We start from the raw sequence: 22846 nt of genomic DNA, 5'->3' as shown, positions 1-22846 counted from the left end.
GGCGGGGAGACGGGTGGATTTGGCGGAGTTCGAGCAAGCAATTGAAAACTTCATCGGGCATGCTGGATTTTGGGCGCCTTTACTATTCGTTTTGCTTCATTTGATCCGGCCGCTCCTGTTCCTTCCGGTCATCGCCGTATGCATCGCCGGCGGATATCTTTTCGGTTTTTTCCAAGGCGCCCTGCTGTCCTTCATCGGATTGACTTTGATGAGCTATGTTTCCTATATGCTGATCAATGAGTTCCCGCGTTTCCGCGCCAAGCTCGCTGCCTTGAAGGACAAGTGGTTTCCGGACCGCAACCTGAGCGTCTCGCAAGTGATGATCTTGCGGGTGATGCCCTTTGTCCATTTTCACTTGCTGTCGTTCTATTTGATGGAAATGACCAACACACGCCGCGAATACATGTACTATTCCGCATTGGGCTTGATTGCGCCCGCTATTTTATATACTGCGTTCGGCAAAGCCATCTCGGAATTCCCCTGGTATGCGACACTGAGCATGTTCCTGCTGCTCGCCGCGATTTTCAGCTTTATCGATAAATGGCATAGCCGCAAGCAGAAATTGGATAAGACCTGACAAGCGCAGACGGCTTTCCGTTTGCGCTTGTGTTATTGAGGTATAGTAAAAGAACAGATAGAGATGAGAGGACGAAACCAATGCCTATATTCACCAGAAACGACATCAGCCTGTATTATGAAGACATCGGAAGCGGCCGGCCACTGCTGCTGTTCCATGGACTGACCAGCAGCTCCGCCATGTTCTACCGCGAGATTGGCTTTTTCCGCACAAAGCGCCGCATTATCGCCCTGGACTCCAGGGGCCATGGCCATTCGGCAAAACCCGATTCCTATACGCTTGATGACCATATTGAAGATGCCGCTGCCCTATTGGACCATTTGGGGCTGGAATCAGTTGATGTGATTGGTATATCCATGGGGAGTTATATCGCGCAAGGGCTAGCCGCAAGACGCCCTGACCGCGTTCGCAAATTACTTTTGGTCGCTACCAAATCATACGGCGAGCAATCGTCCATGGCCGAATTGTTCGAACGCCGTGCAGAAGAATTCAACGGCTTATCCATCCAAGACAAATTGGATAAAGCGCAAGCTTATATGTTCCATCGCTTGACAGCCGTCAAGAAATGGCAGGCAAAAACGGCGCAAAACAGCCCCCAATTGAGCTTGGAACAGCAAGGCATCGCGTCAAATGCCCTGGAGCGCTTCGACTTGCGCCCGGAGCTCGCCAAGATCTCTGCAGAAACCTTGGCCATCAGCGGCCGTTACGATGAATTGAACCCGCCTGATAGAGGCCGGGAGACCGCTCAGTCCATCCCGCACGCCAGCTTCATGGAATTCAAGCGTTCTGGCCATGCCCGAACGTGGAACAGCCCCGCCTGTTCCTCGGCATCGCCGAAAACTTTCTCGATGATTGAGCTTCATTATAATAGATAATAAAATAAAGAAAGCACGGCGCATTTTGCGCCGTGCTTTTATTGTGCCGTATAGCCGCCATCAAGGACCGCTGCCTGGCCGGTGATGCCTCGGGCTTTATCGCTCGCGAGGAACATCGTGTAATCGGAGATTTCCTGCACCGACAACAAGCGTTTCTGCGGAACCAACGGATAGATGACTTCTTCCAGGACTTTTTCCAGCGAGACATTACGGGTTTTCGCCAGATCGCCTAGCTGATTGCGCACGAGCGGTGTATCGACGTATCCCGGGCACATCGCATTGACAGTGATGCCATGCTCTGCGCCTTCTAATGCCGCGACTTTCGTCAAGCCGATGACGCCGTGCTTGGCGCTGTTATAAGCGGCTTTGCCTGCAAATCCGACTAGCCCGTTGATCGACGCCATATTGATGATGCGCCCCGATCCTTGCTCCTTCATGATCGGAAACGCGTGCTTGGTCGCTACGAACGGTGCCACGAGCATGATCTTGACCAGCAATTCATATTTCTCGGTCGGGAATTCTTCGATTGGCGAGACGTGTTGCATTCCTGCATTATTGATCAGCACATCGAGAGAACCGAACGTTTCCACAGTTTTATCGATGGCTGCTTTGATTTCCTCTTCGCTCGTGACATCACATTTGATGCCAATGCAATCAAATCCCTGCCCTTTCAACTCATCCGCTGCTTGTTGCACCGCTTCCTCGTTAATATCGGTCAGCACGATCTTTGCGCCGTCTTTGGCAAAGTCCACGCTGATTTCATAGCCGATGCCGCTTGCGGCGCCGGTGATCAATACCACTTTGTTATCTACCATGATAAAGTCCCTCCAAGTGAAAAATTAAATGCCTAGCCCGAAGCTGAACAGCACGATCGCGATCGCCAATCCGATCAATGGAACGATCACCGTCACTGCCCCCATGGCGCCGTATGCTGCTTTATGGGTCTCGCCGCAAATCCCTTGGATGGTCGTGACGACATAGCCGTTATGCGGCAATGAATCAAGCGCCCCCGAAGAAATCGCAATGGTCCGGTGAAGGGCTTCTGTATTGACGCCCATGTCAATGTAATGAGGCGCAATCAATGGCAGTGCGATGACCTGCCCGCCGGAAGCGGACCCTGTAAGGCCGGCGATGACACTGACCGCTACCGCGCCCCCGATGAGCGGGCTTCCCGGAATGCTTGTCATGGCATCGACTGCCACCTGGAAAGCCGGCACTGCTTTTGCCACGCCGCCGAAACCGACGACTGCTGCCGTGTTTCCGATGGCGATCAAAGCGCCGATCGTTCCATCCGTGAGCGCTTTTCCGAGGTTCGTGAAATATTTCATATTCAATAGGTAAGTTGTGATGACACCGCCAAGCAATGCCAGGATCAAGGCAGAAGTGCCGAGCGAATCATGGAAAATGAACGATACCGCCAAAACGACCAATAATGGAATCAAGCCCGTGACCGGGTGCGGCAATGCTCTGTCCGTCATTTGCGGATCCGATGCCCGTGATTCAAAACGTTCGCCTTTATTCACGGCTTTGTTGATCATGCGCTTCAGCCACCAATAGCCGAATAGTGCCATGAAGACCGCCACGATGATGCTGACTTCCCAGCCCGCATATGGGCTCGTGTTCAAATACTCGATCGGGATCCAGTTCTGGATCTCCGGAGATCCGGCAGAAGTCATCGTGAATGTTACAGAACCAAGCGCTAAAGCTGCAGGAATGAACCGGCGTGGCAAATCCGCTTGCTTGAACAAACTGAGTGCCATCGGGTACACCGAAAACGCCACGACAAACAAGCTGACCCCGCCGTAAGTCAATACGGCACAGGCAATGACGATCGCCAAGACCGCTTTTGACAAGCCAAATTTCCCGACCAGCCATTTGGAGACGCTGTCTGCCGCTCCTGTATCTTCCATGACTTTACCGAAGATGGCCCCGAGCAAGAACATCGGGAACCACGAAGTGATGAACCCGGAGAAGCCGCCCATATAGTTCGATAATAAATTGGCTTCCCCTTCCCCTACCAATTGCGGAAACAGCGGCAAACCACTGAGAACCGCGACGAACAGTGCCGACAATGGGCCTGCGATCAATAAGTTGACGCCCTTCATTGTCAATACGATCAACAGGATAAGCCCACCGATCATTCCGATCATACTTAACATGATAAATCCCCTTTTAAATGTGTTACGATTTTTCGAACAAATTGGAAACGCTTACTTTTCTCTCCGAAAATCGTGATGAATTATCTAAATATTTAGTCCCGAAACCTTTTAATACTATACAACGAAGAAATTGATAGGTAAAATGAATATTTATAATAGCTTTCATAGATATTAGTTATAGATAAGGAGTATTTAATTGGACATCCGACAACTCAGCTATTTTATTGAAGTAGCCAAGCACCAAAGCTTCACAAAAGCCGCACAAGCCTTACATGTCACCCAGCCGACACTCAGCAAGATGGTCAAGAACCTGGAACAGGAAATGGACGTCTCTCTATTCGACCGCTCCTCGCGGAAAGTACGGTTGACCGATGCAGGGGAAGTCGTCTATATCCAGGCGCAAAAAATCGTCAACAGCCTCGAAGACCTCTCCTCTTCGCTGTATGATGTCATGAATTTAAATAAAGGCAAGATCAAAATCGGCCTGCCGCCGGTCATCAGCACCTTGTTTTTCCCGACGATCATCGCGGAATTCCAATCCCGCTATCCCGATGTGACCGTCATCCTGGTCGAAGATGGCGCCAAGAAAGTGGAGGAAAAAGTGGCCGACGGCGATGTAGATCTGGGATTTGTCATGTTGCCTGTCGATGCCGAACGTTTCGATGTGGTTCCGTTCGTCGACCAAGAGATCAAGCTCCTCGTCCATGAAGACCATCCGCTCGCCGATCGGGAGACAAGGGACCTGATCGATTTCAAAAACGACCCGTTTCTTTTGCTCAGCAAGGAATTCACGCTCAATGGGCGGACCGTCGAATTCTGCCGCAGTGAAGGGTTCGAGCCGAAAATCGCCTATGAAAGCTCCCAATGGGATTTCATCGTCGGCATGGTCGAGAAAAACCTGGGCGTCACGTTGATGCCAAAGCTCATCTGTGACCGCGTCCAGGACGGCCCGTTCAAAACCGTCTCCTTGACACAGACCTTTCCGTGGCGGCTCGGCATCATCATGGCTAAAAACCGTTACGTGCCTTATGTCTCCCGCGAATTCATCACACTCGTCAACCAGCTGCCAAAAGTTTGATTCATACAAAAAGAAGCTGCCCAATTCCGGGCAGCTTCTTTTGTTTACGGTTATTTCCGGTCGACGAGTGTCTGGATCATGCTTTTCAGTTCACCGACTTCTTTCCTCAAATCTTCAATTTCCGAAGTGTCTTCTTTGATTCCTTCGAGTTCAGCCGCTTCCTTATCGATTTCATCCGAAATCTTCTGCGCGTTATTGACGATTTCCCCGACGATCAAGTTGATCATCAGAAAAGTCGAGATGACGATAAAGGAGATGAAATACAGCCAAGACCATGGCTCCGCCGCAAAGACCGGGCGAAAAATCCCGCTCGCCCAAGACTCCAAAGTGAAAATCTGGAACAGCGAGATGAGCGAAAGCCCAAGGTCGCCAAAATACTCCGGTTCAATATCTGCATAAAAAAAGGTGCCGATGACCGCGTAGACGTAAAAGATGATCGACATGAGCAAGATGACGCTCGTGATGGTCGGAATGGCCATGAATAAAGCCGTTACGACGCGGCGCAGCGACGGAATGGTCGATACGGTCCGCAATACCCGCAGCACACGGAAAATCCGCAACACGCTGATGAATGGAGAGTTATAGAGGATAAGGCTCCCGACGACGATGATGAAATCGAAATTATTCCATGCGTTGCCGAAGAATTTTGCCCGGTAAACGAACAGCTTGGCGAGGATCTCCAAAGCGAAAAAGGCCAGAATGATGATGTCCAAAGCCAACAGCCATGAACCGTAGTTCTCCGCAATCTCCGGATAGGTCTCCAAGCCGACCAACAGTGCATTGATTAAAATCAGAACAGTGATAAATGTATTGAACCGCGCACTCTCCACGATCCGCTTCAGTGATTCCTTCATAGGGCGATAGACGACTCCTTAAATAATCTGATGTAACCATAAAAAAGTTCCCTCCAATTATATCATGCAGCTATGCGGAAGTAGTCTCTGAGTGGGACGCTGCTTTGGGTATTGTTGCGAAAATGTGACGGTTCCACCTCTTCTCGGGACTTTTCAATGAGAAGGGCTTCAAAATCATACAAAAAAAAAGCGCCTCCGAAGAGACGCTTTCTTATTCTTGCATAAGCGAGGCATAAACGATCAAGCGTTCTTCCCTCGTGCCCCGGTCATAATCGTAAGTCCCCGAGCAGGTAATCAGTACCAGTTGGGGCGATGAATGATAACCGAAGACCGACTCGATATCCGCCAAATCGAGCGGCACCGACTCCATCGTATGGACCTTGAACCGCAGTTCGCGATCCTCGCCTGAGACAAGAATTTCAGCTCCCGGCTCGAGCTCCGTCAAGTCCCAAAACACAGCCGGCCCGTCCAGATCATCGACATGTCCCGCTATGACCGAGCGGCCTCTTTGGCCGGGCCGGTAACCCGGCGAAAACCAGCTCAGTTCCTCGCCGTTATCCGGCACCGCCATTTCCCCCGTGTCGGTCACGCCAAGATGCAGAATCTCCGCTTCCACCCCAATGGATGGAATCGATAGCTTTTCTGGCGAGATGCCGGGCTGGTTCAACTCATTGATCGGGTTGGCCGCTCGCTCCGACTTTGCCGCCGGTTTCTCTTTCTCGGCGCCTTTTGCCTTCTCTGCTTTTGTCGGTTGTTCTGACATGGCCGGTTCTGCCTTAACCGCAAAGCCGGCTTCCTCACTGCGCAAGCTCACTTCATCTTGCGGGGCAGCCGTACATCCCGCAAGAAACACTAGAGCGAGGGGCAATGCGAATTTATTGAAATCGTTTTCTCCACACAAACCCGCTAGCAGCTACCAAGACCAACGCGCCGCCGATCAACAACCACATGGACTGGGATTGTTCAGGCGTACCAAGCCCAGTTGTCGGCATTCCATCCGGTGATGCAGCTGCTTCGTAATCGACAAGAGCGATCACTTCAAGTGAATCGACTGTGTTGACTGCAAAGACCGAGTAGACAGTATCTGCAGCAAGTTCAGTTCCTTCGAGCGGCAAAACTTGCGTGCCATCCGGCAAGCGGATTTCCAAGTCGTACGTGTCAGGAGCTACTTCTGCATAATCTGTGATTCCCAGGAACTCTGCTCCGCTGAACAACGCATCTCCGCCGATGATCCCGACATCAACCGCCGGTGCATCCGGAGACAAATGGCCGACACGGATTTTCGCTTGGCCTTCCGTTACTTCCATGGAGTCTTCAGCTACTACAAATTCGATGGATTCCAAGAGGTTTGCGGCAGCAACTGTGTAAGCTTTTCCAGCTTCCACTTCCAGGTCAGCCTGCAAGACGCCTTCCCCTGCTGCATACTCCGTACCTGCAGCAAACACTTCTACATCATGTGTGCCCGCCGGGACTTCCAGGTAACCGGAATCCGTCTTGAACGGTACTTCTTCGAGCGTTAAATCACCGTTGACATATACATCTACCGCAGGGGCATCAGGTGAAGCGTGCAACACCCGTACTTTTGCCATATCGCCGTGTTCATCCGCCATGACCAAAGAGCCGAGAAGGGAAAACAGCACCAGCATTGCGACAAGAGAGACAGATAGTTTCTTCATGTGTCCAACCTCTTTCCATATAGTTTTTGTATAACTTTTGTACACCTCATTTATACACCCTCCACATATAAATTTCAACAGATATCTAACTATTCTGATAAATTTGAGTGATTTGTCACAGAAAGTGATACAAACTTACATGAAACGAAAAAAGTTGCCAGGGATCATCCCCGGCAACTCTTCTTCATCTATTCATTTATCTGCGTTCAGGTCAATCAAACTTTCCACAACCGTTTCACCCAGCGCTTGTGTGGCCAAACGGTCAGCTTCGGCATTTTCTTTTCTCGGGACGAATTCGTATTCGGGGTGAATGCCGATTTTCTCCAGACGCTGGTCGATACGGTCTGCCCACCGCGCCAGGCTTTCTTCCGGCACGGCCCATTCACCGCTCATCTGGTTGACCAGCGTCCTCGAATCGCCGATAAAGCGGACAGGGAGATGATGGACACCCAGCAATTCGATTTCCTGCACAGCCATCGACAGCGCCGCGTACTCGGCCTCGTTATTCGAATCGATTTCATCGATGACGGCGTTTTTCCGCAGGCGATAGTCCTTGCCATTTTGCTTGAAATAAATTGCGCAGCCGAGCCCTGCCCGTTTCGAATGGCGGTCAAAGCCCCCATCGTAATAGGCGATGACGTCATGCGGCTCCGTCTCGACTTCCTTGACATAGTTATTCAGTTCCTTGATGCTCCAGTTGCTGTTATGCCGGTCGGCGAATTGAAGGCGTTTGGTCCGCCCTGTGCGTTCCAGATCCTGCGCCACCATCAGCGCTTCGTTCGCTTCGAGCTCTTCGGAAAGAAATTGCACAACTTTGTTTTTCGGTGATTTATACGTCCAGTCAATCCGTACTTTCATTCAGCCACCGCCTTTTCCTATCGTTAGGGCTGCCGTCTACAGCCCTTTGTCTTCAAAACGTTTAAGGTCATCTTTATGCCCCATCGCAATCAAGATATCGCCTTCCTTGACCGAGTCTTCGAGCAATGGCGCAATATTGACATCTTCGCCGTGCTTGATCGCCAAGATCATGCAACCGTAATCTTTCCGGATATTCAATGACCCGAGCGTTTTGCCGATTACTTTATCGGACGCTGCCAGTTCGATGATGCTGTAGTTATCCGACAGATTGATATAATCGACGACTTTCTCGGAATCGATGTGATGCGCCGTCCGGACGCCCATTTCATATTCCGGCTGGATGACACGGTCAGCCCCGATGCGTTCCAGGATCTTTTGATGCTGCTGATCGCGCGCTTTAACCCAAACCTTCGGGACGCCCAATTCCTTCAACATCAGCGTGCATAAAACACTCGCCTGCAAATCATCACCGATTGCGACGATAGCGTACTCGAAATTTCGGACGCCGAGCGATTTCAAACTGCCTTCATCCGTCGCATCGGCTGTCGCGGTGTGGCTCGCATAATCGGACATCGTGCTGACCGTTTCCGGATTGGAATCGATCGCCATGATATCGTGCCCCATTCCATAAAGCTCTTTGCAGACACTGCTTCCGAAGCGCCCAAGCCCGATGATCACTATTTGTTTTTTCACATCTGTCCCTACTTTCCATTGCATGATTCGAACGATTTACCGTTATCAAAATAGTACGCTACTCTTCGGCATTTTGTCGAAGATTTCATCCCGTGCGCCCTATCCCGCCTGCTGGAGCCAATTCATTTCCTTCTATAATTAAGCTATACAGCTGCCTTTCATCACTCTCCCAAACAAGCGAATGGCACAGACCTATGCTTTGTACTACAATAGAAGATAATACCCAATATACCCGATAGAGAAAGGTTGTTTAATCGATGAAACCCTTTGATTCCATTACAGACCTGATCGGCGATACGCCCGTCGTTAAATTGAACCGCCTCGTCCCTGAAGGCGCAGCGGAGGTCTATGTAAAACTCGAAATGTTCAACCCGACCAAAAGCGTCAAGGATCGGGCAGCTTATAATATGATCAAGCAAGCAGAAGAATCCGGTGCCTTGAAGGCGGGATCGACGATCATCGAACCGACCAGCGGCAATACCGGCATCGGCCTCGCGATGGTCGCCGCGGCTAAAGGCTACCGATCGATCCTGGTGCTGCCGGACAACGCTACACAGGAGCGCATCAATTTGCTGAAAGCGTTCGGTTCGGAAGTCGTTTTGACGCCAAGCGATGACAAGATGCCGGGCGCGATCCAAAAAGCGCTGGAATTGCGCGAAACGATTCCTGGAAGCTTCATCCCCCAACAATTCGAAAACCCGGCCAACCCGGACGCCCACCGTGGGACGACCGCGCTCGAGATCCTCGAGCAAATGGGCGGACAGCTCGATGCATTCGTCGCATCGGCAGGAACCGGCGGCACCATCACCGGTACCGGCGAGACTTTAAAAGAGCAGTTGCCGAATCTCCATATAACGGTCGTCGAACCGAAAGGATCCCCTGTCCTGTCAGGTGGCAAGCCAGGCAAGCACAAACTGGTCGGTACGAGCCCCGGGTTTGTGCCGGACACCTTGAATACGGCGATTTACGATGAAATCATGGCGATCGAAGATGAAAACGCCATTGATATGTTCCGGCGGGCCGCCCGGGAAGAAGGCGTTTTTGTCGGCCCTTCTGCAGGCGCAACCATCTATGCGGCAATCGAAATCGCGAAACGGCTCGGTGCCGGAAAGAAAGTGTTATGCATCGCGCCGGATACCGGCGAACGTTATTTGAGCATGAACCTATTTGAATAAATCCGGATTAAAAAGAGAGGCAGCCGCCTCTCTTTTTTTATTGGACCGAATTTTTCATCAACAATTATTGACAATTCCTATAAAACTACTATACTTTATTAAATGATATCCTATTGGAAAGGTAGGTTTTATAACCGGTGAATTATTTTGTTTATTGAAATTCAGCACATCAACAAAATTTACAGCGATAAAGACGGCAATGCCAATACCGTCTTGAAAGATATAAACCTTGAAATCCCGAAAGGCCAATTCGTCTCGATTCTCGGCCCTTCGGGGTGCGGCAAGTCGACTTTATTGTCGATGATTGCCGGTCTCACGTCCGCTTCGTCCGGCGGGATCACTGTCGATGGAAAGAACGTCCAAAAGCCCGGTAAAGACCGCGGCATGGTCTTTCAGGAAGCGGCCCTATTCCCCTGGATGACCGTTACGGAGAATGTCGTTTTCCCGCTTCGCAAGGACATGGACAAAAAGCAAGCTTCAGAACGCGCACGCCATTTCCTCCAGATGGTCCAGCTCAGCAATTACGCTGGCCATTATCCGCATGAACTGTCTGGCGGCATGCAGCAGCGCGTCTCGATTGCGCGTTCGCTGGCGATGGACCCGGCCGTGCTCTTGATGGATGAACCGTTCGGCGCGCTCGATGAACAGACACGCAGCCGGCTGCACGGGCAGCTGGAGAAAATTTGGATCGATACACAAAAAACGATCGTCTTCGTCACGCACAGCATTTCAGAATCGATCAAGCTATCGGACCGCATCGTGGTCATGGGCACGCGGCCCGGTACCGTCATCGCCGACATCGACGTCGATATTCCGCGCCCCCGCGATGAACACAAGCAGCAAGTCGCTGCACTCGAAGAACGTATCATGGGGCTGTTGAAAGGCGAAATCGACAAAGTCATAAACGAGGAGCTTGCCTATGAAGCCCGCAGTTAAGCGCCTCTTGTTTTTCACTGGACTGATCCTATTCTGGGGCCTCGGTTCCCATTTCGAATTATGGCATGAAACAATCCTGCCTTCCCCGTTCAGCGTATGGGATGCGCTGGTCGCTGGGTTCGCCGACCTGACACTGGTTTATGATTTGGTCGCGAGTTTCCGCCGGCTCTTGATCGGACTTGCCGTTTCCTTATTGATCGGCACGGCACTTGGCATTCTGCTGGCACGTTCGAAAACAGCCGATGACACGATTGGCTCAATGGTGCTCGCCTTGCAAAGCGTTCCGAGCATCATCTGGCTACCGCTTGCGATGATGTGGTTTGGCCTCGGCGAAGGCGCCATCATATTCGTCGTCATCCTCGGCGGCACATTCGTCATGACGCTCAATGTCCGAACAGGGATCAAAAATGTCAATCCGCTCTACATCAAGGCCGCCCGCACGATGGGATCGAATGGCATCGACCTGTTCTGGAAAGTCATCATCCCTGCATCAGTGCCTTACCTGGTAACTGGCGCACGGCTAGCTTGGGCATTCGCCTGGCGCGCGCTGATGGCCGGAGAGCTTCTCAGTGCCGGGCCTGGGCTTGGCTACACATTGCGCTACGCTTCCGATTTCGGCAATATGGCACTCGTCATCGGCGTCATGATCATCATCGGTGTTGTCGGCGCAGTGGTCGACCAATTGATTTTCCAACGCATCGAAAAAAACGTCCTGAAACGCTGGGGACTGGAATCCTAAAACAAAAACCATTCGAGGAGGAGTTATTATATGAAAAAATCTGGGATTTTATTAACGACACTTGCGGCTGCAGGCATCCTGTCAGCTTGCGGAGCATCAGGTGCCGCAACAGGCGATTCCGAAGAAACCATCGTACTCGGCTATTTCCCGAACCTTGACCACGCCACGGCAATGGTCGCAAAAGACCAGCAATTCTATGAAAGTAATTTGCCTGAAGGCACCAATGTCGAATACGTCACATTCGCTGACGGCTCCGACTTCATGACGGCCCTGAAAACCGGCGATATCGACGGCGGGCTAGTCGGTCCCGGGCCTGCAATGAACAACTACACGAATGGCGCGGATGTACGCATGATTGCCGGCGGCGCAAGCGGCGGAACGGTCGTCATGGCGCGTGACGGCAGCGGCATCGAATCTATCGAGGACATCCCCGGCAGCACGTTCATCACACCGCGTGTCGGCTGCACACATGATGTCCAGTTCGAAACGTATATGAAAGAAAACGGCATCACTTCCAACCGCATCGGTGGGGAAATGATCCACCAGACCGGCAAGCCGGCACAATACGAGGCCATGTTCGAAACCGGCAAGATCGACGTTGCGGTCGCCCCTGAACCTTGGGCATCCGTCCTTGCGCAAAATACCGGCGCCAAAGTGATCATCGAACCGGATGAGATTTCCTTCGGCACTTCACTTCCGGCATCTGTCCTCGTGACTTCCAGCGAATTGATCGAGTCAGATCCTGAAACTGTCCAGGCCATTGTCGATGCACACGAAGAAGCTACTGCCTTTATTGAAGAAAATCCTGAAGAATCCAAGGAAATCGTCATTTCCACCATCGACGACATTACCGGACAGGAGCTTGAAAAATCTGTGATCGACGGTGCTTGGGACAATATGTTCTTCAGCACGGACATCGACGGCGAGGAAATCCAGGCCTTCGGCGATTCGTCATTCGACTTGAAATTCCTGAAAGAAAAACCCGACTTCAGCGAATTGACCGATACGCAATTTTTGAACTAGATGAATGTACGGACGAAACCCCTCACCAAAGAATTGGTGAGGGGTTTCGTCATGTGCGTTGGGCTTTTTCGAGCCGGGCAACGGCGCGCCAAGCATGATAGATGAGGCGGTCGAACCACAATAAAGCATCGACTTTTTTCAGGACCGTTGCAAGCTCTGCTTCATTTTTGGCAGCACGGACATAATATTCATTGCGCCGCGCTTTCCGCTCGGCGGCCATTTCACCGGAAGCGGCACCGAACTCCTGGGCAAGTTCGGGCAATTGTTCGTCTTCGGCCATTTCCGCCTGCGCTTTATCGAGCAGCGGCAGCCATCTGCCGGTAAATCCTGGATGGACCTGGTAAGCTTCCCGCCCGATCGGTTCTTCGATTACCTGCAGCAGGCGGTCGACATGGTCGAGTGTGTGCAGGATCTGCACATGACGCTGGAAAGCTTCCTGGGGCATGGATTGGATTTGGTCGAGGAACGTGCGAATTTCCATCGCTGCCCCGTGCAAGGTATCCACTTTGCGCCGGTCCACCGTCCCGTCCTGCAATACCATCCGCATGAGCTGCATCAATTCCGATAACACCAATTGAATCGCCTGGTGTACGGCTTCGAGCGCAACTTCCGGAAGCTTGGCAACTTGTGGGCTAAGATGCCGGACGAACGGATTGCCTTTTTCGGGAACTATTTTTTCGATAAAACGGATAAACGGGCGAAGCAGCACCGCAAAGACCAAAACACCGAGCACATTGAACTAAGTATGGTAAATGGCGATGCCGAATGCAGCATCGAATTCATCAAGCAGGAATTCGGTGATCGCGGCGGTCGCATGCAATAATTGAGGCGTTAAGATCAGCGCCAATATGGCGGTCCCGATATTGAACAGCACATGCGTCAAACCCGCACGCTTCGCCGCTGTCCCCGCGCCGATCGCGGCAAGGATGGCAGTGAGCGTCGTGCCGATATTCTGGCCGATGACGAGATACGCTGCCTGTTCGAATTCAATGACCCCTGAAAACAAAGCCGTCAGTGTAGTCGCGACAGCAGCACTCGAAGATTGCATGATGATGGTCATCACGGTACCGATCAACACGAGCAGGAAAATATTCGTCAGCCCGGCAAACGACACAGCCTGCTGCAACTCCACCATCCCTTCCTGCAAGACACCGATGCCAAGAAACAACAACCCGAATCCTGCGATAACCGAACCATAAGTCGCGTTTCGCTCGGCCAGGAAGGTTTTCAATAACACCCCGAATCCGACAATCGGGAGCGCCCAGCCTTGCAGGTCCACCTTGAAGCCGAGCAGCGAAACCAGCCAACCAGTACTTGTGCTTCCGATATTCGCCCCCATGATGATGCCGACCGATTGCGCGAAGCTGAGCAGGCCGGCACTGACGAAACCGATGGTCAAAAGCGTGACGGCGGTGGACGATTGGATGACGGCCGTGATGAAAGCGCCTGAAAAAATAGCGCGTCCGGTGCCGCCCGCAAAGCGATTCATCCATTCTTTGATGAATCCGCCAGCCAGCTCTTTCAAGGCACCTGTCATCATTTGCATCCCCAGCACAAATAATCCGATCCCGCCTAAAATCGCCATAAACATCCCCATCAAGGCCGCCTCCTTTGTTTTACCGTGTAAATGAAAGCATAGGCTTTACCGAAAGTTAAACGGTCGTTTTCTTGATTTTACTGCACTTCTTATTTAAATCATAAAGAAAGAGCCTTCAGAAGAAGGCTCATGGTTTCTATTCCGCGTCATGGGAGAACTTGATTTCTTCGCCGCCCCTGTAATCAATTTCGAGTTCGAGATCCCTTACTTCAGCAGCATCGATCGACAATGCCTGGAGAACTTCGGTTTTCATGTCGTCGATGGAACGGCCCATCGTGATCGTGACTTGGCCGATCAACTGTTCCATCTCTTTCATTGCATTTGCCCCTTCGATTTCCGATCCGTCCCGGCGCTCGATTTCCGCTTCCCGTCCATCGCTTTCGAATTCATAGCTCGCTTCACCGCCATCTGTAAATTGCAGTTCGAGAGAGAATTCACCGACTTCCCCGGAATTTACCCCATTTCGCACATCGTGATCGATTTCCATTTCTTCGCCCGAATCGAATTTCACATCCAGTTCAAAATCCCGGACATCCGGCTGTTCCGCATTGACTGCTTCCAACACTTCACGTTTGATGTCTTCAAGTGGGCTTGACGTTGAAAACTGGACAGACTTGAAAAGCCGGCCAAATTCATCTTGAGCATCCTGGCCGGATAACCGGTCTCCTGAATCGCGTTCAATCAACGCTTTGTTGCGGTTATAGTCAAAATCCCATTCACGGCCATCGGTGAACTCCAGCTCCAAGTCGAATTCGCGGATCTCGCCGTTTGCTGCTGAAGGCGCTCCCTCGTCTTGCATTGCAGTTTCTGCGCTGTCCGCTGCTAACTCACCCTCTGTTGCGTTGCCGTTTCCATTCGCTGTATCCGCTTTCTGCTGCTCCGCATTCCCAGCATCTGCTGTGGCCGTTTCGCTCGTCTCTTGTCCTGTTCCGCAACCTGCCAGTAATATCACTGCAGCCATTCCTGCTGTCATCTTCTTCATCTTCAAACACCCTTTCTCGTTTTATGATAGTTCTAGCATATCCGTGCGGACTGAGTGCCTGCTGAGGAGAACATTAAAATTCCATGAGAATGAAAAAAGCGGAGGCATTTAAGCCTCCGCCCCTTATGAAATACTGGTTTCTTGATTGCGCCAAAACCAAATGACGACCGGGACCAACAACAACGACAGGATCCCGCCGGCAAGTGACAGCACCGCAAAACTGGTGCCGGCTACGACCATTCCCGACATCCCGCCGCCAGTCGCTCCGGCAAGGGCGATCAATACATCGACTGTCCCTTGCGTTTTCGCACGCGCTTTCGGTTTCGTCGAGTCGACGATCAATGTCGTGCCGCTGATCAAGCCGAAGTTCCAGCCGAGCCCAAGCAACGCCAGTGCGAGGATCAGCACAAATAGTGAATCCCCTGGAGCGAACGCTGCGACAAGCCCCGCTGACAGCAAGGTCAACCCTGCCGCGACGACTATCGCCACGCGCCCCGCTTTATCGACCAGCACACCCGTGACCAGCGAAGGGAGATACATCGCTGCGACATGGATGCCGATCACCATGCCGATTGCATTGAGGCTATGGCCATGATGGCCCATATGCACCGGCGTCATCGTCATGATCGCGACCATGACGATTTGGGTGATGATCATCACCGTAGCCCCGAGGAAGACACCGCGGCTATTGACCGCAGGGCCCGCCATCCGCTCTTCTCCGGATGCGGCTTGATCCCGTTTTTGCTGGTCGCTGATAAATCGCGACACCATGAGCGGATCCGGGCGCAATAGCACAAATAACACGATGCCCGCAAGTATGTAAGCAGCTCCCGCTAAAATGAAGGGGCCGGCAAGCGCAGGCACTCCGATCGATTCAGCGAAACTTCCCATGACACCGACGAGATTCGGCCCGGCAAATGCCCCGAACGTCGTGGCCACCAGCGCTACGCTGACGGCCGTGCCGCGTTGCTTTGCGCTTGCCAGGTCCGTTCCAGCATAACGCGCTTGTAGATTCGTCGCCGTTCCCGCACCATAAATGACAAGCGACAGGAACAACAGCCAGACATTGCCCGAGATCGCGGCAAACACGACGCCAATCGAACCGGCGCCTCCCGCTAGAAAACCGGCAGCCAATCCTGTCCTGCGCCCAAAGCGCTGCGACAGGCGCCCGACGATGAGCGCAGCCCCTGCAGATCCGAGCGTAAAGAGGAAAACCGGGAGCCCCGCGTAGCTTTCTGTGCCGAGCATATCCCGCGCGAGCAAAGCGCCGACCGTAATTCCTGCAGCCAGGCCCGCTCCCCCGAAAATTTGCGATAGCATGACAATCCATAAAGTGCGCTTATACAAGCCCTGCAATTTCTCCGGCGACTCGATATAGCTTTCAAGCGTTTCGCCGCCTGCTTGCGTTCTTTCATTAGCCATCGTTCGGCCTCCATTCAAAGTTATACAACAGCTTCATTATAGCTCGTTTCCTTTTGCATTGGAGGATGGAATTTCAGGCAAGAAAAAAAGAGCCTCCCATGGCTCCCTTTTCTTAAACAGCCTGTTCGCTGCTTTCTTCCACTTCGCGTCGCCATTTCCTCAGCGCCCGCCGTTTTCTGGAATCGCGGATCGCATACTCTTTCGCACGGCCGAGCAACCGGATGCGCTCTTGTTCATGTGCGGAATCGATTTGCCCGAGATGGGTTGCCAGAAAGAATTCCAGGAAGCGGATCGCTTCGACCCGTTCTCCGGTTGAAGTTGGATCCAGCCTATCTAAATTCAATTTCATGCGCCGCAAATCCGATTTCCCTGATTCATGGCACTTGGAAAAACGCTTGTAAAAAGCCATCATGTCCGAATATAAGATGCCGGCCTCTTTTCGAAGCTTGCTTCTGGTAATTGGCGTCACCACGGGCAATTCCCCCTTATTTTCATTTCGTTTCAGTGTGTGGCCAGCATTTTGGCAGTTAATGATGTCTACCCTTTTTCGCGTGTCGCTACACCTGTTCCGAATGAAATTTGCCTGTGGCGTTTAACTCCGCTGTGGATGATGGTGCACATAAGCGGTAAAGACCTCTTTTGCCCGTTCGCGCAAATGGGCATACGCATTGTCCATCGATTGTTTGACCGTAATCTCCCCTCCTGCGACTGCATGCACTTCATTGAAAAAGCGCTCCAAGTCCCCGCGGCACTCCGGGTCGATCGTGCCCGACAATAAGATGACCGGCTTGCCGTGATCGGCGGCCGCTTGTGCGATGCCGAAAGCCGCTTTTCCGGATAAAGTCTGTCGGTCTGATTTTCCTTCACCCGTGAAAATCAAATCACTCGACGCCACGCTTTCCGAAAATCCAGAAGCTTTAAGAACCACGTCAATGCCTCGCTTCATGACAGCCGGGAAAAAAGCTAATAACGCGCCGCCAGCGCCCCCAGCTGCCCCCGCACCCGGAAAATCGCGCAAAGACACTCCCGTCTCTTTCTCGACAATATCGGCGTAATGGCTTAACTTCCGATCCAGCGCCTCCGCCATTTCATCGGTGGCGCCTTTTTGCGGCCCGAATACATGCGAAGCGCCTTTTGGGCCGACCAGCGGATTGTCGACATCGCTGGCGATGACAAAGCGGCAAGCCTGGATGCGCGGGTCAAAAGAGTCTGTATCTATCGCGCACAGTTCATCCAACGCCGCAGCCCCCGGCGGCAGCATCTCACCTGCAGCATCGAGAAACCGCATGCCGAGCGCGCGGAGCAAGCCTGTGCCCCCGTCATTCGTCGCGCTGCCCCCTAGCCCGATGATGAATTCCCGATACCCGGCGTCGAGCGCGTGGCGGATCAATTCCCCTGTTCCTTCCGTCGATGCCCGCTCCGGATTGCGCTCTGCTTCTGACAGCAAAGTCAATCCCGAAGCCTCTGCGATTTCAATCACGCACGTCTTGCCGTTTCCAAGCACTCCGAAACTGGCAGCGACCGGCTTTCCGAATGGGCCCGCGACCTGTTTTGTGACAATGTGGCCGTTTGTCGCTGCGACCAGAATCGCCATCGTGCCCTCACCGCCGTCAGCGGACGGCAATTGAATGACCTCGCTACCTGGAGCGGCATCCAGTATCCCTTCTGCCATTGCGCGGGCAGCTTCCCTAGCGGAAATGCTGCCTTTAAAAGAATCCGGCGCTACGATGATTTTCATCCAATTCCCCCTCAATAAAAATGCAATCGTTTAGAAACTAAGTATATATAGAATGTACAAGTTTCAAAAAGTTGCGGCAAGATGTTTAGCCTTGAGCGACATGTGGTAACTACTAAACAGAAGCGTATAGTGAGCTTCCCCTTCACCCCCCAAATTTTTTGAAGGCCCGATGCAGGCGACTGCACCGGGCCATTTCTTTTGCCGATCATCGGGAAATCCCCCGCACCGGAATGGGTGGCGGGGGATTTCTCTCTTTATATAATGCCTTGCCAGCGCAAGATCACTTCAGCGATCAGAGCTGACCCGATAAATGTCCCGAGAAAGACCGCGATGGCGACCAAAAAGCTCCGGAAACCCAGCTTGCGGAAGTCTGCCCAGTTCGATCCGACCGAGATGCCGGCATAGGCAAGGATCGGCGTGGCAAGCGCCAAGATGCCGATCTGGCTTGTCCAAGCAACGACATAATCCGAACCCGGGAACCACGGCAAGGAAATGATGATGGCGAGTATGCCGATATAGCCGACTGCCGGCATGCTGAATGGCAAAGCCTTCTCCAGCATCAAACCGACAAGGCTCACTGCAATCAGGACGAGCATTCCCGGAATCGCCTCCCATGGCAAGACTTCCATGCCGAACCAGTTGCCGATCAAGGCAGCGACGCCGAATATGGCCAATACCCACGTCCATTCGATTACGCTTTTAAGCATTCGGCCCGCCTCCTTTCGCAGCTTTCCGTTCCGATCTTCTCATCATGAGGCTGTACAATTTTTCCGCCAGCGGCAAGCCGATGAAGATACTGAAATACAATCCGGTGGATAGCGACAGCAAATTACTCGCACCCGCAAACGCGACGATCTGTTCTTCAAGTTCGGGATATGCGCCGATCAAGGACCCGCTCGCCGCAGCCATCATCGATCCGCTTCCGACACCGGATGCCATGGCGAACGACAGTGGATGAAGCGGCGTCGCGGTCGCGAGCAAGCCCGAAATCAACCCAAGAAAAACGGCCCCGAACACGGTGCCAAAAATATAGACCGCCATGACGCCCCGGCCTTCCGGTGAGGAAAAACCGAATTTATTGACAATCAGCCCGACGTTCGGCTCACGCGCAATCGAATGGGTCATGCCGATGCTTTCACGACGGAACCCAAGCAGCACCGCCAGCGGCAGCGCCAGGAAAATCGTCCCCAAATTGCCAAGTTCCTGCAATAGGAGCGCAGGGCCTGCTGCAATGATCGCTTCAATCTGCGGCCCGATCGTGACACCGATTTTGGCAATGAGCAAAGTCACCCCCAAAATGATGAGCGGTTCTGCATTTTTGGCGTTTTTCTCCGAAATGAGCGGCGTGAAATATAAGCCAAGCCCCAGAAAGAACGCATATAGCATCGGCAATAATAGGATGACCCCTGGCCCTACCGCAATGCTGAACTGGCCGATCGCTTCGGTAATGGCGACCAAAATGAATGCAATGGCATGCAAACGCCAATCCTTGATGACATTTTTCAATTCTACTTTCTCCATCTCTTTTCCTCGCTTTCTTCGGAACTGACAACGATTATTCATTTAAATCGCAATCCATAAACCTAGTCTACGCTATATAACGGACGATTCAATAGATTTTTAAAATTTTGTTCGCTTTTTATTCGGAAGAAAGCATGTCATTTACAGAAGTGACAGATTTTTCAATCTAAATAAAAAAGCAGAAGCCTCAGCTACTGCTTTTCATTCCGTCGGATCGTATAAAGTGACGCTTTCGATGTAGTTGATGTATTTCCTTAATTCTTTCGCCTGCTGCCGGGTGATTTCGCCGGCGTCGTACATATCGTAGATTTTGGCGCGCCCCATGTCCATGACATTGATGCGCAATTCCTCTTTCTGCATCTCATAGCGTTCATCATATAAGGTTTCGGGCTTTCTCAACCGGCTGATCATTTTCCTGTACTCGGTCAACACCGCTTCGACGACGTCTTTGCGTGAGGCCTTTTGATGATAGGCTTCCAAATTTCCGAGGGCCGCTTCAAGCGCCTTCAATTGGACTTCACGGCCGACTTGGTATTCGACGAGCCGGATTTCCTCGTCTTGCCAATTCTCCCCCCTGAACCTGCGCCATGCCCGGATTAATTTCCCCTGCAAATAAATCAGTGTGGAACGGGCGTTATGGGCGATCGCTTCCTCACGGCGGTTCAATGAATGCTCGAACGCCTTGTAGACCTCCCGCTCCATGCCTTCTGTTTTCTTCAGTTTCTCAATGAAACGGCGTTCGGCTTTCAATGCCCGCAGCCGCACTTCTTTCATGCGCCGCTGGTATTTTTTATTGGCTTCTTTCGCTTCCTCGCCTTCCGGCTGCACTTGCTGGAAACGCAACCGGTATTCATCCATCAATTCGTAGGCGGCCGTTTCATTCGCTTCGGTCAGTTCGGATTTGATGCGGGCGATCGAAGCGAGCAGTAGCCGGCGCCTCGCTTCTTCGAGATCGATTGAGGCATCTTCTTCGTCTCCTGCCAATTTGCCCTTGCTGAGCAGCGGCAAGCATGCGGTCGCAAGCAGCAATGTCAACAGGATGGTCCCGGCCGCGAGGAACAGCAGCAGTGATCGCTGCGGGAAGATGTAGCCGCCTTCGATGATCATCGGCAAGGACAGGATCCCGACCATCGTCACCGTTCCGCGCACCCCCGTCAGGCTGACGAATAATGTCAGCTTCAGGCTCGGCTTTGCGGCGTCTTCCATTTTCCCGAAGCGGTATTCATACTGGGAGAACAAATAAGCCCAGATAAAGCGGATGCCCAGCAGCATGGCGGTAATCGCCAATACATACGACAGCAGGACGCTTTCATCCATATTCGGGTTCTCCAACGCGCCGCCCATCGCTTCCGGGATATTGAGGCCGAGCAACAGGAAGATGATGCCGTTCAGAACGAAAGTGATGATCGTCCAGATGTTCTCCGTTAGCATTTGCTCTTCCGCCACGAGCGCTTCGGTGTCTTCCTGTACGAGCGAATGGACAATTCCCCCGACAACGACGGCGATGACGCCGGATGCACCCAATAATTCCTCCGCGACGACAAAGATGATGAAAGGCGTCATGATCTGCAAAAGCGAGTGGAACGTGACGTCGTTGATTCCTTGCTTGCGGAACAGTAAGCGGATGCCGACAAACAGCAAAGCGATCACGGCACCCAACAGCGCACCCGCCAAAAATTTATAGGAAAAATTAAAGATGGCGGAGTATAGCGAGAAGGTTCCGGTGACGACCGCAGCGACTGCATAATTGAATGCCACAAGCCCCGATGCGTCATTGATCAACGATTCTCCCCGCACCAGGCTCAACACATTGCCGGGGATGCGGACGCGCTGTGAGATGCCGTTCACTGCGACAGGATCCGTCGGCGACAGGATGGCAGAGAGTGCGAATGCTGCCGCAAGCGGAATGTCATCAATGAGCCAATGGATGAAATAACCGCCGATCAATGTCGTCAGCAACACCAGGATGACGGCGTTGCCGAAGATCGGCCCGCGCATGCGCCATAACTCCTCACGCGGAAAATGCCGCCCATCGTTGAACAGGAGCGGTGCGATGAACAACAGCAGAAACCATTCGGCTTCCAATTCAAATGTAAAATCCTCGAAGACCAGCACGATGATCGTCCCGAGCGCCACTTGGATAAGCGCTGCCGGCACTTGCGGCACATAGTGGCTTACTACATTGGAGACGAGGAGCGCAATCAGCAGGATCAGGATCGTCAGCAATAATTCCATCGATATTCCCCATTTATTCGTGATGATTTATGTATACCCCGAATATGTTTTCGGTTATCCAGTTCTTGTTCATTTTCTAATTAGAACACATACGTTTCGGGTAAACTAGAAGAAAGCACCGGCCACTTGGTCGAAGGGGGTATATAACTTGTCACGGCAATCCTACCGTAAAGAAAAAAACCAGCTCACTTATACACAGCAGCATCTGGCAAATGAGCGCACTTATCTCGCCTGGATCCGTACGGCCATCTCCATCGTTGGCGTCGGCTTCCTCGCGACGAGCCTGCATTTCACGATGGGTGCCGTACGCAACCCGTTTGTCGATTTGTTCACGGTCATCCTCGGCATTTTCGCATGTATTTTTGGCCTGGTCATCATTTTCACTGCCACCCGCACCTACCGGGAAAAACGCCAGCAAATCATCCAGGAAACATTCTATTCATCAAACCTGCGCATCAGCCTGATTTCCACGATGCTGTCGATCATGATTATCATGGTTATCATCTATTTCTTTATCATTATGTGAATTTTTTGCGCCTGTAGGTTATCCGTTTCTTGCCCCTTAGAAAAAGTAGGCTATTTCTCACATCAAAACCACAAAAAGCCTAGTGATTTCCTCCCTGCTATAGTATTCTAAAATCAATTAATCTGGCGAATACAAGCTGTCCTGCCCTGCTGTTCGGGGCGGGACAACCGAAAGGAATGGAC

General features: G+C 52.1%; 24 protein-coding genes. 8 read left to right on the top strand and 16 right to left on the bottom strand.

Going from position 1 to position 22846, the window contains the following annotated elements:
* Positions 1 to 13: 13 nt before the first annotated feature.
* Positions 14 to 577 carry a TVP38/TMEM64 family protein gene (locus BBI15_RS04615; protein ID WP_335645703.1) on the top strand — a complete coding sequence of 188 codons (564 nt, stop codon included), beginning with the start codon at positions 14 to 16 and terminating at the stop codon, positions 575 to 577.
* 80 nt (positions 578 to 657) lie between these two features.
* On the top strand, positions 658 to 1452 hold the full coding sequence (locus BBI15_RS04610) for an alpha/beta fold hydrolase (protein ID WP_237150911.1): 795 nt from the start codon (positions 658 to 660) through the stop codon (positions 1450 to 1452).
* Between the two features lie 38 nt (positions 1453 to 1490).
* Here BBI15_RS04610 and BBI15_RS04605 read toward each other — a convergent pair whose 3' ends face one another.
* Both BBI15_RS04605 and BBI15_RS04600 read right to left on the bottom strand, forming a co-directional pair.
* Positions 1491 to 2267, bottom strand: a complete 777-nt coding sequence (locus BBI15_RS04605) for a 3-hydroxybutyrate dehydrogenase (protein ID WP_068868527.1) — start codon at positions 2265 to 2267, stop codon at positions 1491 to 1493.
* A 24-nt stretch (positions 2268 to 2291) separates the two neighbouring features.
* Positions 2292 to 3611 (bottom strand): GntP family permease, encoded by a 1320-nt coding sequence (locus BBI15_RS04600; protein WP_068868526.1) that lies wholly within the window; start codon positions 3609 to 3611, stop codon positions 2292 to 2294.
* 196 nt (positions 3612 to 3807) lie between these two features.
* On the opposite strand from BBI15_RS04600, the gene BBI15_RS04595 reads away from it, so the two are divergent.
* Positions 3808 to 4689, top strand: a complete 882-nt coding sequence (locus BBI15_RS04595; RefSeq protein WP_068868525.1) for a LysR family transcriptional regulator — start codon at positions 3808 to 3810, stop codon at positions 4687 to 4689.
* A gap of 50 nt (positions 4690 to 4739) precedes the next feature.
* Here BBI15_RS04595 and BBI15_RS04590 read toward each other — a convergent pair whose 3' ends face one another.
* The 5 genes from BBI15_RS04590 to BBI15_RS04570 all read right to left on the bottom strand — a co-directional run bounded on the left by BBI15_RS04590 (position 4740) and on the right by BBI15_RS04570 (position 8794).
* Positions 4740 to 5543, bottom strand: a complete 804-nt coding sequence (locus tag BBI15_RS04590) for an ion transporter (protein ID WP_068868524.1) — start codon at positions 5541 to 5543, stop codon at positions 4740 to 4742.
* A gap of 211 nt (positions 5544 to 5754) precedes the next feature.
* Complete coding sequence (locus BBI15_RS04585; protein ID WP_237150932.1) at positions 5755 to 6357, bottom strand: class F sortase; 603 nt, start codon at positions 6355 to 6357, stop codon at positions 5755 to 5757.
* 61 nt (positions 6358 to 6418) lie between these two features.
* Positions 6419 to 7219 (bottom strand): DUF4397 domain-containing protein, encoded by an 801-nt coding sequence (locus tag BBI15_RS04580; protein ID WP_068868522.1) that lies wholly within the window; start codon positions 7217 to 7219, stop codon positions 6419 to 6421.
* Between the two features lie 192 nt (positions 7220 to 7411).
* A complete protein-coding gene (locus BBI15_RS04575; protein ID WP_068868521.1) occupies positions 7412 to 8077 on the bottom strand; it encodes a reverse transcriptase-like protein in 666 nt (221 codons plus the stop codon).
* Positions 8078 to 8113: 36 nt separating this feature from the next.
* Entirely contained in the window at positions 8114 to 8794 is a 681-nt protein-coding gene (locus tag BBI15_RS04570; protein WP_157101627.1) for a potassium channel family protein, read from the bottom strand.
* 233 nt (positions 8795 to 9027) lie between these two features.
* Here BBI15_RS04570 and cysK point away from each other — a divergent pair, with 233 nt between their 5' ends.
* From cysK to BBI15_RS04550, 4 genes are all read left to right on the top strand, one after another.
* The gene (gene cysK / locus BBI15_RS04565; protein WP_068872510.1) at positions 9028 to 9945 is read left to right on the top strand and encodes a cysteine synthase A; all 918 of its coding nucleotides are present in this window, start codon (positions 9028 to 9030) and stop codon (positions 9943 to 9945) included.
* Positions 9946 to 10092: 147 nt separating this feature from the next.
* A complete protein-coding gene (locus BBI15_RS04560) occupies positions 10093 to 10881 on the top strand; it encodes an ABC transporter ATP-binding protein (RefSeq protein ID WP_068872509.1) in 789 nt (262 codons plus the stop codon).
* Positions 10865 to 11620: an ABC transporter permease gene (locus BBI15_RS04555; protein ID WP_068872508.1), complete on the top strand. Its 756-nt coding sequence runs from the start codon at positions 10865 to 10867 to the stop codon at positions 11618 to 11620. The genes BBI15_RS04560 and BBI15_RS04555 overlap by 17 nt, the downstream gene beginning before the upstream one ends.
* Before the next feature lie 30 nt (positions 11621 to 11650).
* A complete protein-coding gene (locus tag BBI15_RS04550) occupies positions 11651 to 12643 on the top strand; it encodes an ABC transporter substrate-binding protein (RefSeq protein ID WP_068872507.1) in 993 nt (330 codons plus the stop codon).
* Positions 12644 to 12692: 49 nt separating this feature from the next.
* On the opposite strand, the gene BBI15_RS16240 is transcribed toward BBI15_RS04550, so the two are convergent.
* The 9 genes from BBI15_RS16240 to BBI15_RS04510 form a co-directional block, all read right to left on the bottom strand.
* The gene (locus BBI15_RS16240) at positions 12693 to 13364 is read right to left on the bottom strand and encodes a Na/Pi cotransporter family protein (protein WP_084632756.1); all 672 of its coding nucleotides are present in this window, start codon (positions 13362 to 13364) and stop codon (positions 12693 to 12695) included.
* An 18-nt stretch (positions 13365 to 13382) separates the two neighbouring features.
* Positions 13383 to 14240 carry a Na/Pi cotransporter family protein gene (locus BBI15_RS16235; RefSeq protein ID WP_084632755.1) on the bottom strand — a complete coding sequence of 286 codons (858 nt, stop codon included), beginning with the start codon at positions 14238 to 14240 and terminating at the stop codon, positions 13383 to 13385.
* A gap of 136 nt (positions 14241 to 14376) precedes the next feature.
* A complete protein-coding gene (locus BBI15_RS04540; protein ID WP_068872506.1) occupies positions 14377 to 15222 on the bottom strand; it encodes a YusW family protein in 846 nt (281 codons plus the stop codon).
* Positions 15223 to 15345: 123 nt separating this feature from the next.
* Positions 15346 to 16644: an MFS transporter gene (locus BBI15_RS04535; protein WP_068872505.1), complete on the bottom strand. Its 1299-nt coding sequence runs from the start codon at positions 16642 to 16644 to the stop codon at positions 15346 to 15348.
* Between the two features lie 112 nt (positions 16645 to 16756).
* Positions 16757 to 17116, bottom strand: coding sequence for a hypothetical protein (locus BBI15_RS04530; RefSeq protein ID WP_068872504.1), 360 nt, complete (start codon positions 17114 to 17116; stop codon positions 16757 to 16759).
* Between the two features lie 120 nt (positions 17117 to 17236).
* Positions 17237 to 18382, bottom strand: a complete 1146-nt coding sequence (locus BBI15_RS04525; RefSeq protein ID WP_068872503.1) for a glycerate kinase — start codon at positions 18380 to 18382, stop codon at positions 17237 to 17239.
* Between the two features lie 254 nt (positions 18383 to 18636).
* Positions 18637 to 19089, bottom strand: a complete 453-nt coding sequence (locus BBI15_RS04520; protein WP_068872502.1) for a hypothetical protein — start codon at positions 19087 to 19089, stop codon at positions 18637 to 18639.
* Positions 19082 to 19903, bottom strand: coding sequence for a DUF3100 domain-containing protein (locus tag BBI15_RS04515; protein ID WP_068872501.1), 822 nt, complete (start codon positions 19901 to 19903; stop codon positions 19082 to 19084). The genes BBI15_RS04520 and BBI15_RS04515 overlap by 8 nt, the downstream gene beginning before the upstream one ends.
* Positions 19904 to 20104: 201 nt before the next feature.
* Entirely contained in the window at positions 20105 to 22138 is a 2034-nt protein-coding gene (locus BBI15_RS04510) for a Na+/H+ antiporter (RefSeq protein ID WP_068872500.1), read from the bottom strand.
* A 148-nt stretch (positions 22139 to 22286) separates the two neighbouring features.
* Between BBI15_RS04510 and BBI15_RS04505 the strand changes: the two genes are divergently transcribed.
* Entirely contained in the window at positions 22287 to 22664 is a 378-nt protein-coding gene (locus BBI15_RS04505; protein ID WP_068872499.1) for a YidH family protein, read from the top strand.
* Positions 22665 to 22846 lie beyond the last annotated feature (182 nt).

The sequence above is a fragment of the Planococcus plakortidis genome (assembly GCF_001687605.2).
Taxonomy (GTDB): Bacteria; Bacillota; Bacilli; order Bacillales_A; family Planococcaceae; genus Planococcus; species Planococcus plakortidis.
The sequence above is the reverse complement of the archived record's forward strand: the minus strand, read 5'-3'. Positions and strand labels throughout refer to the sequence as shown.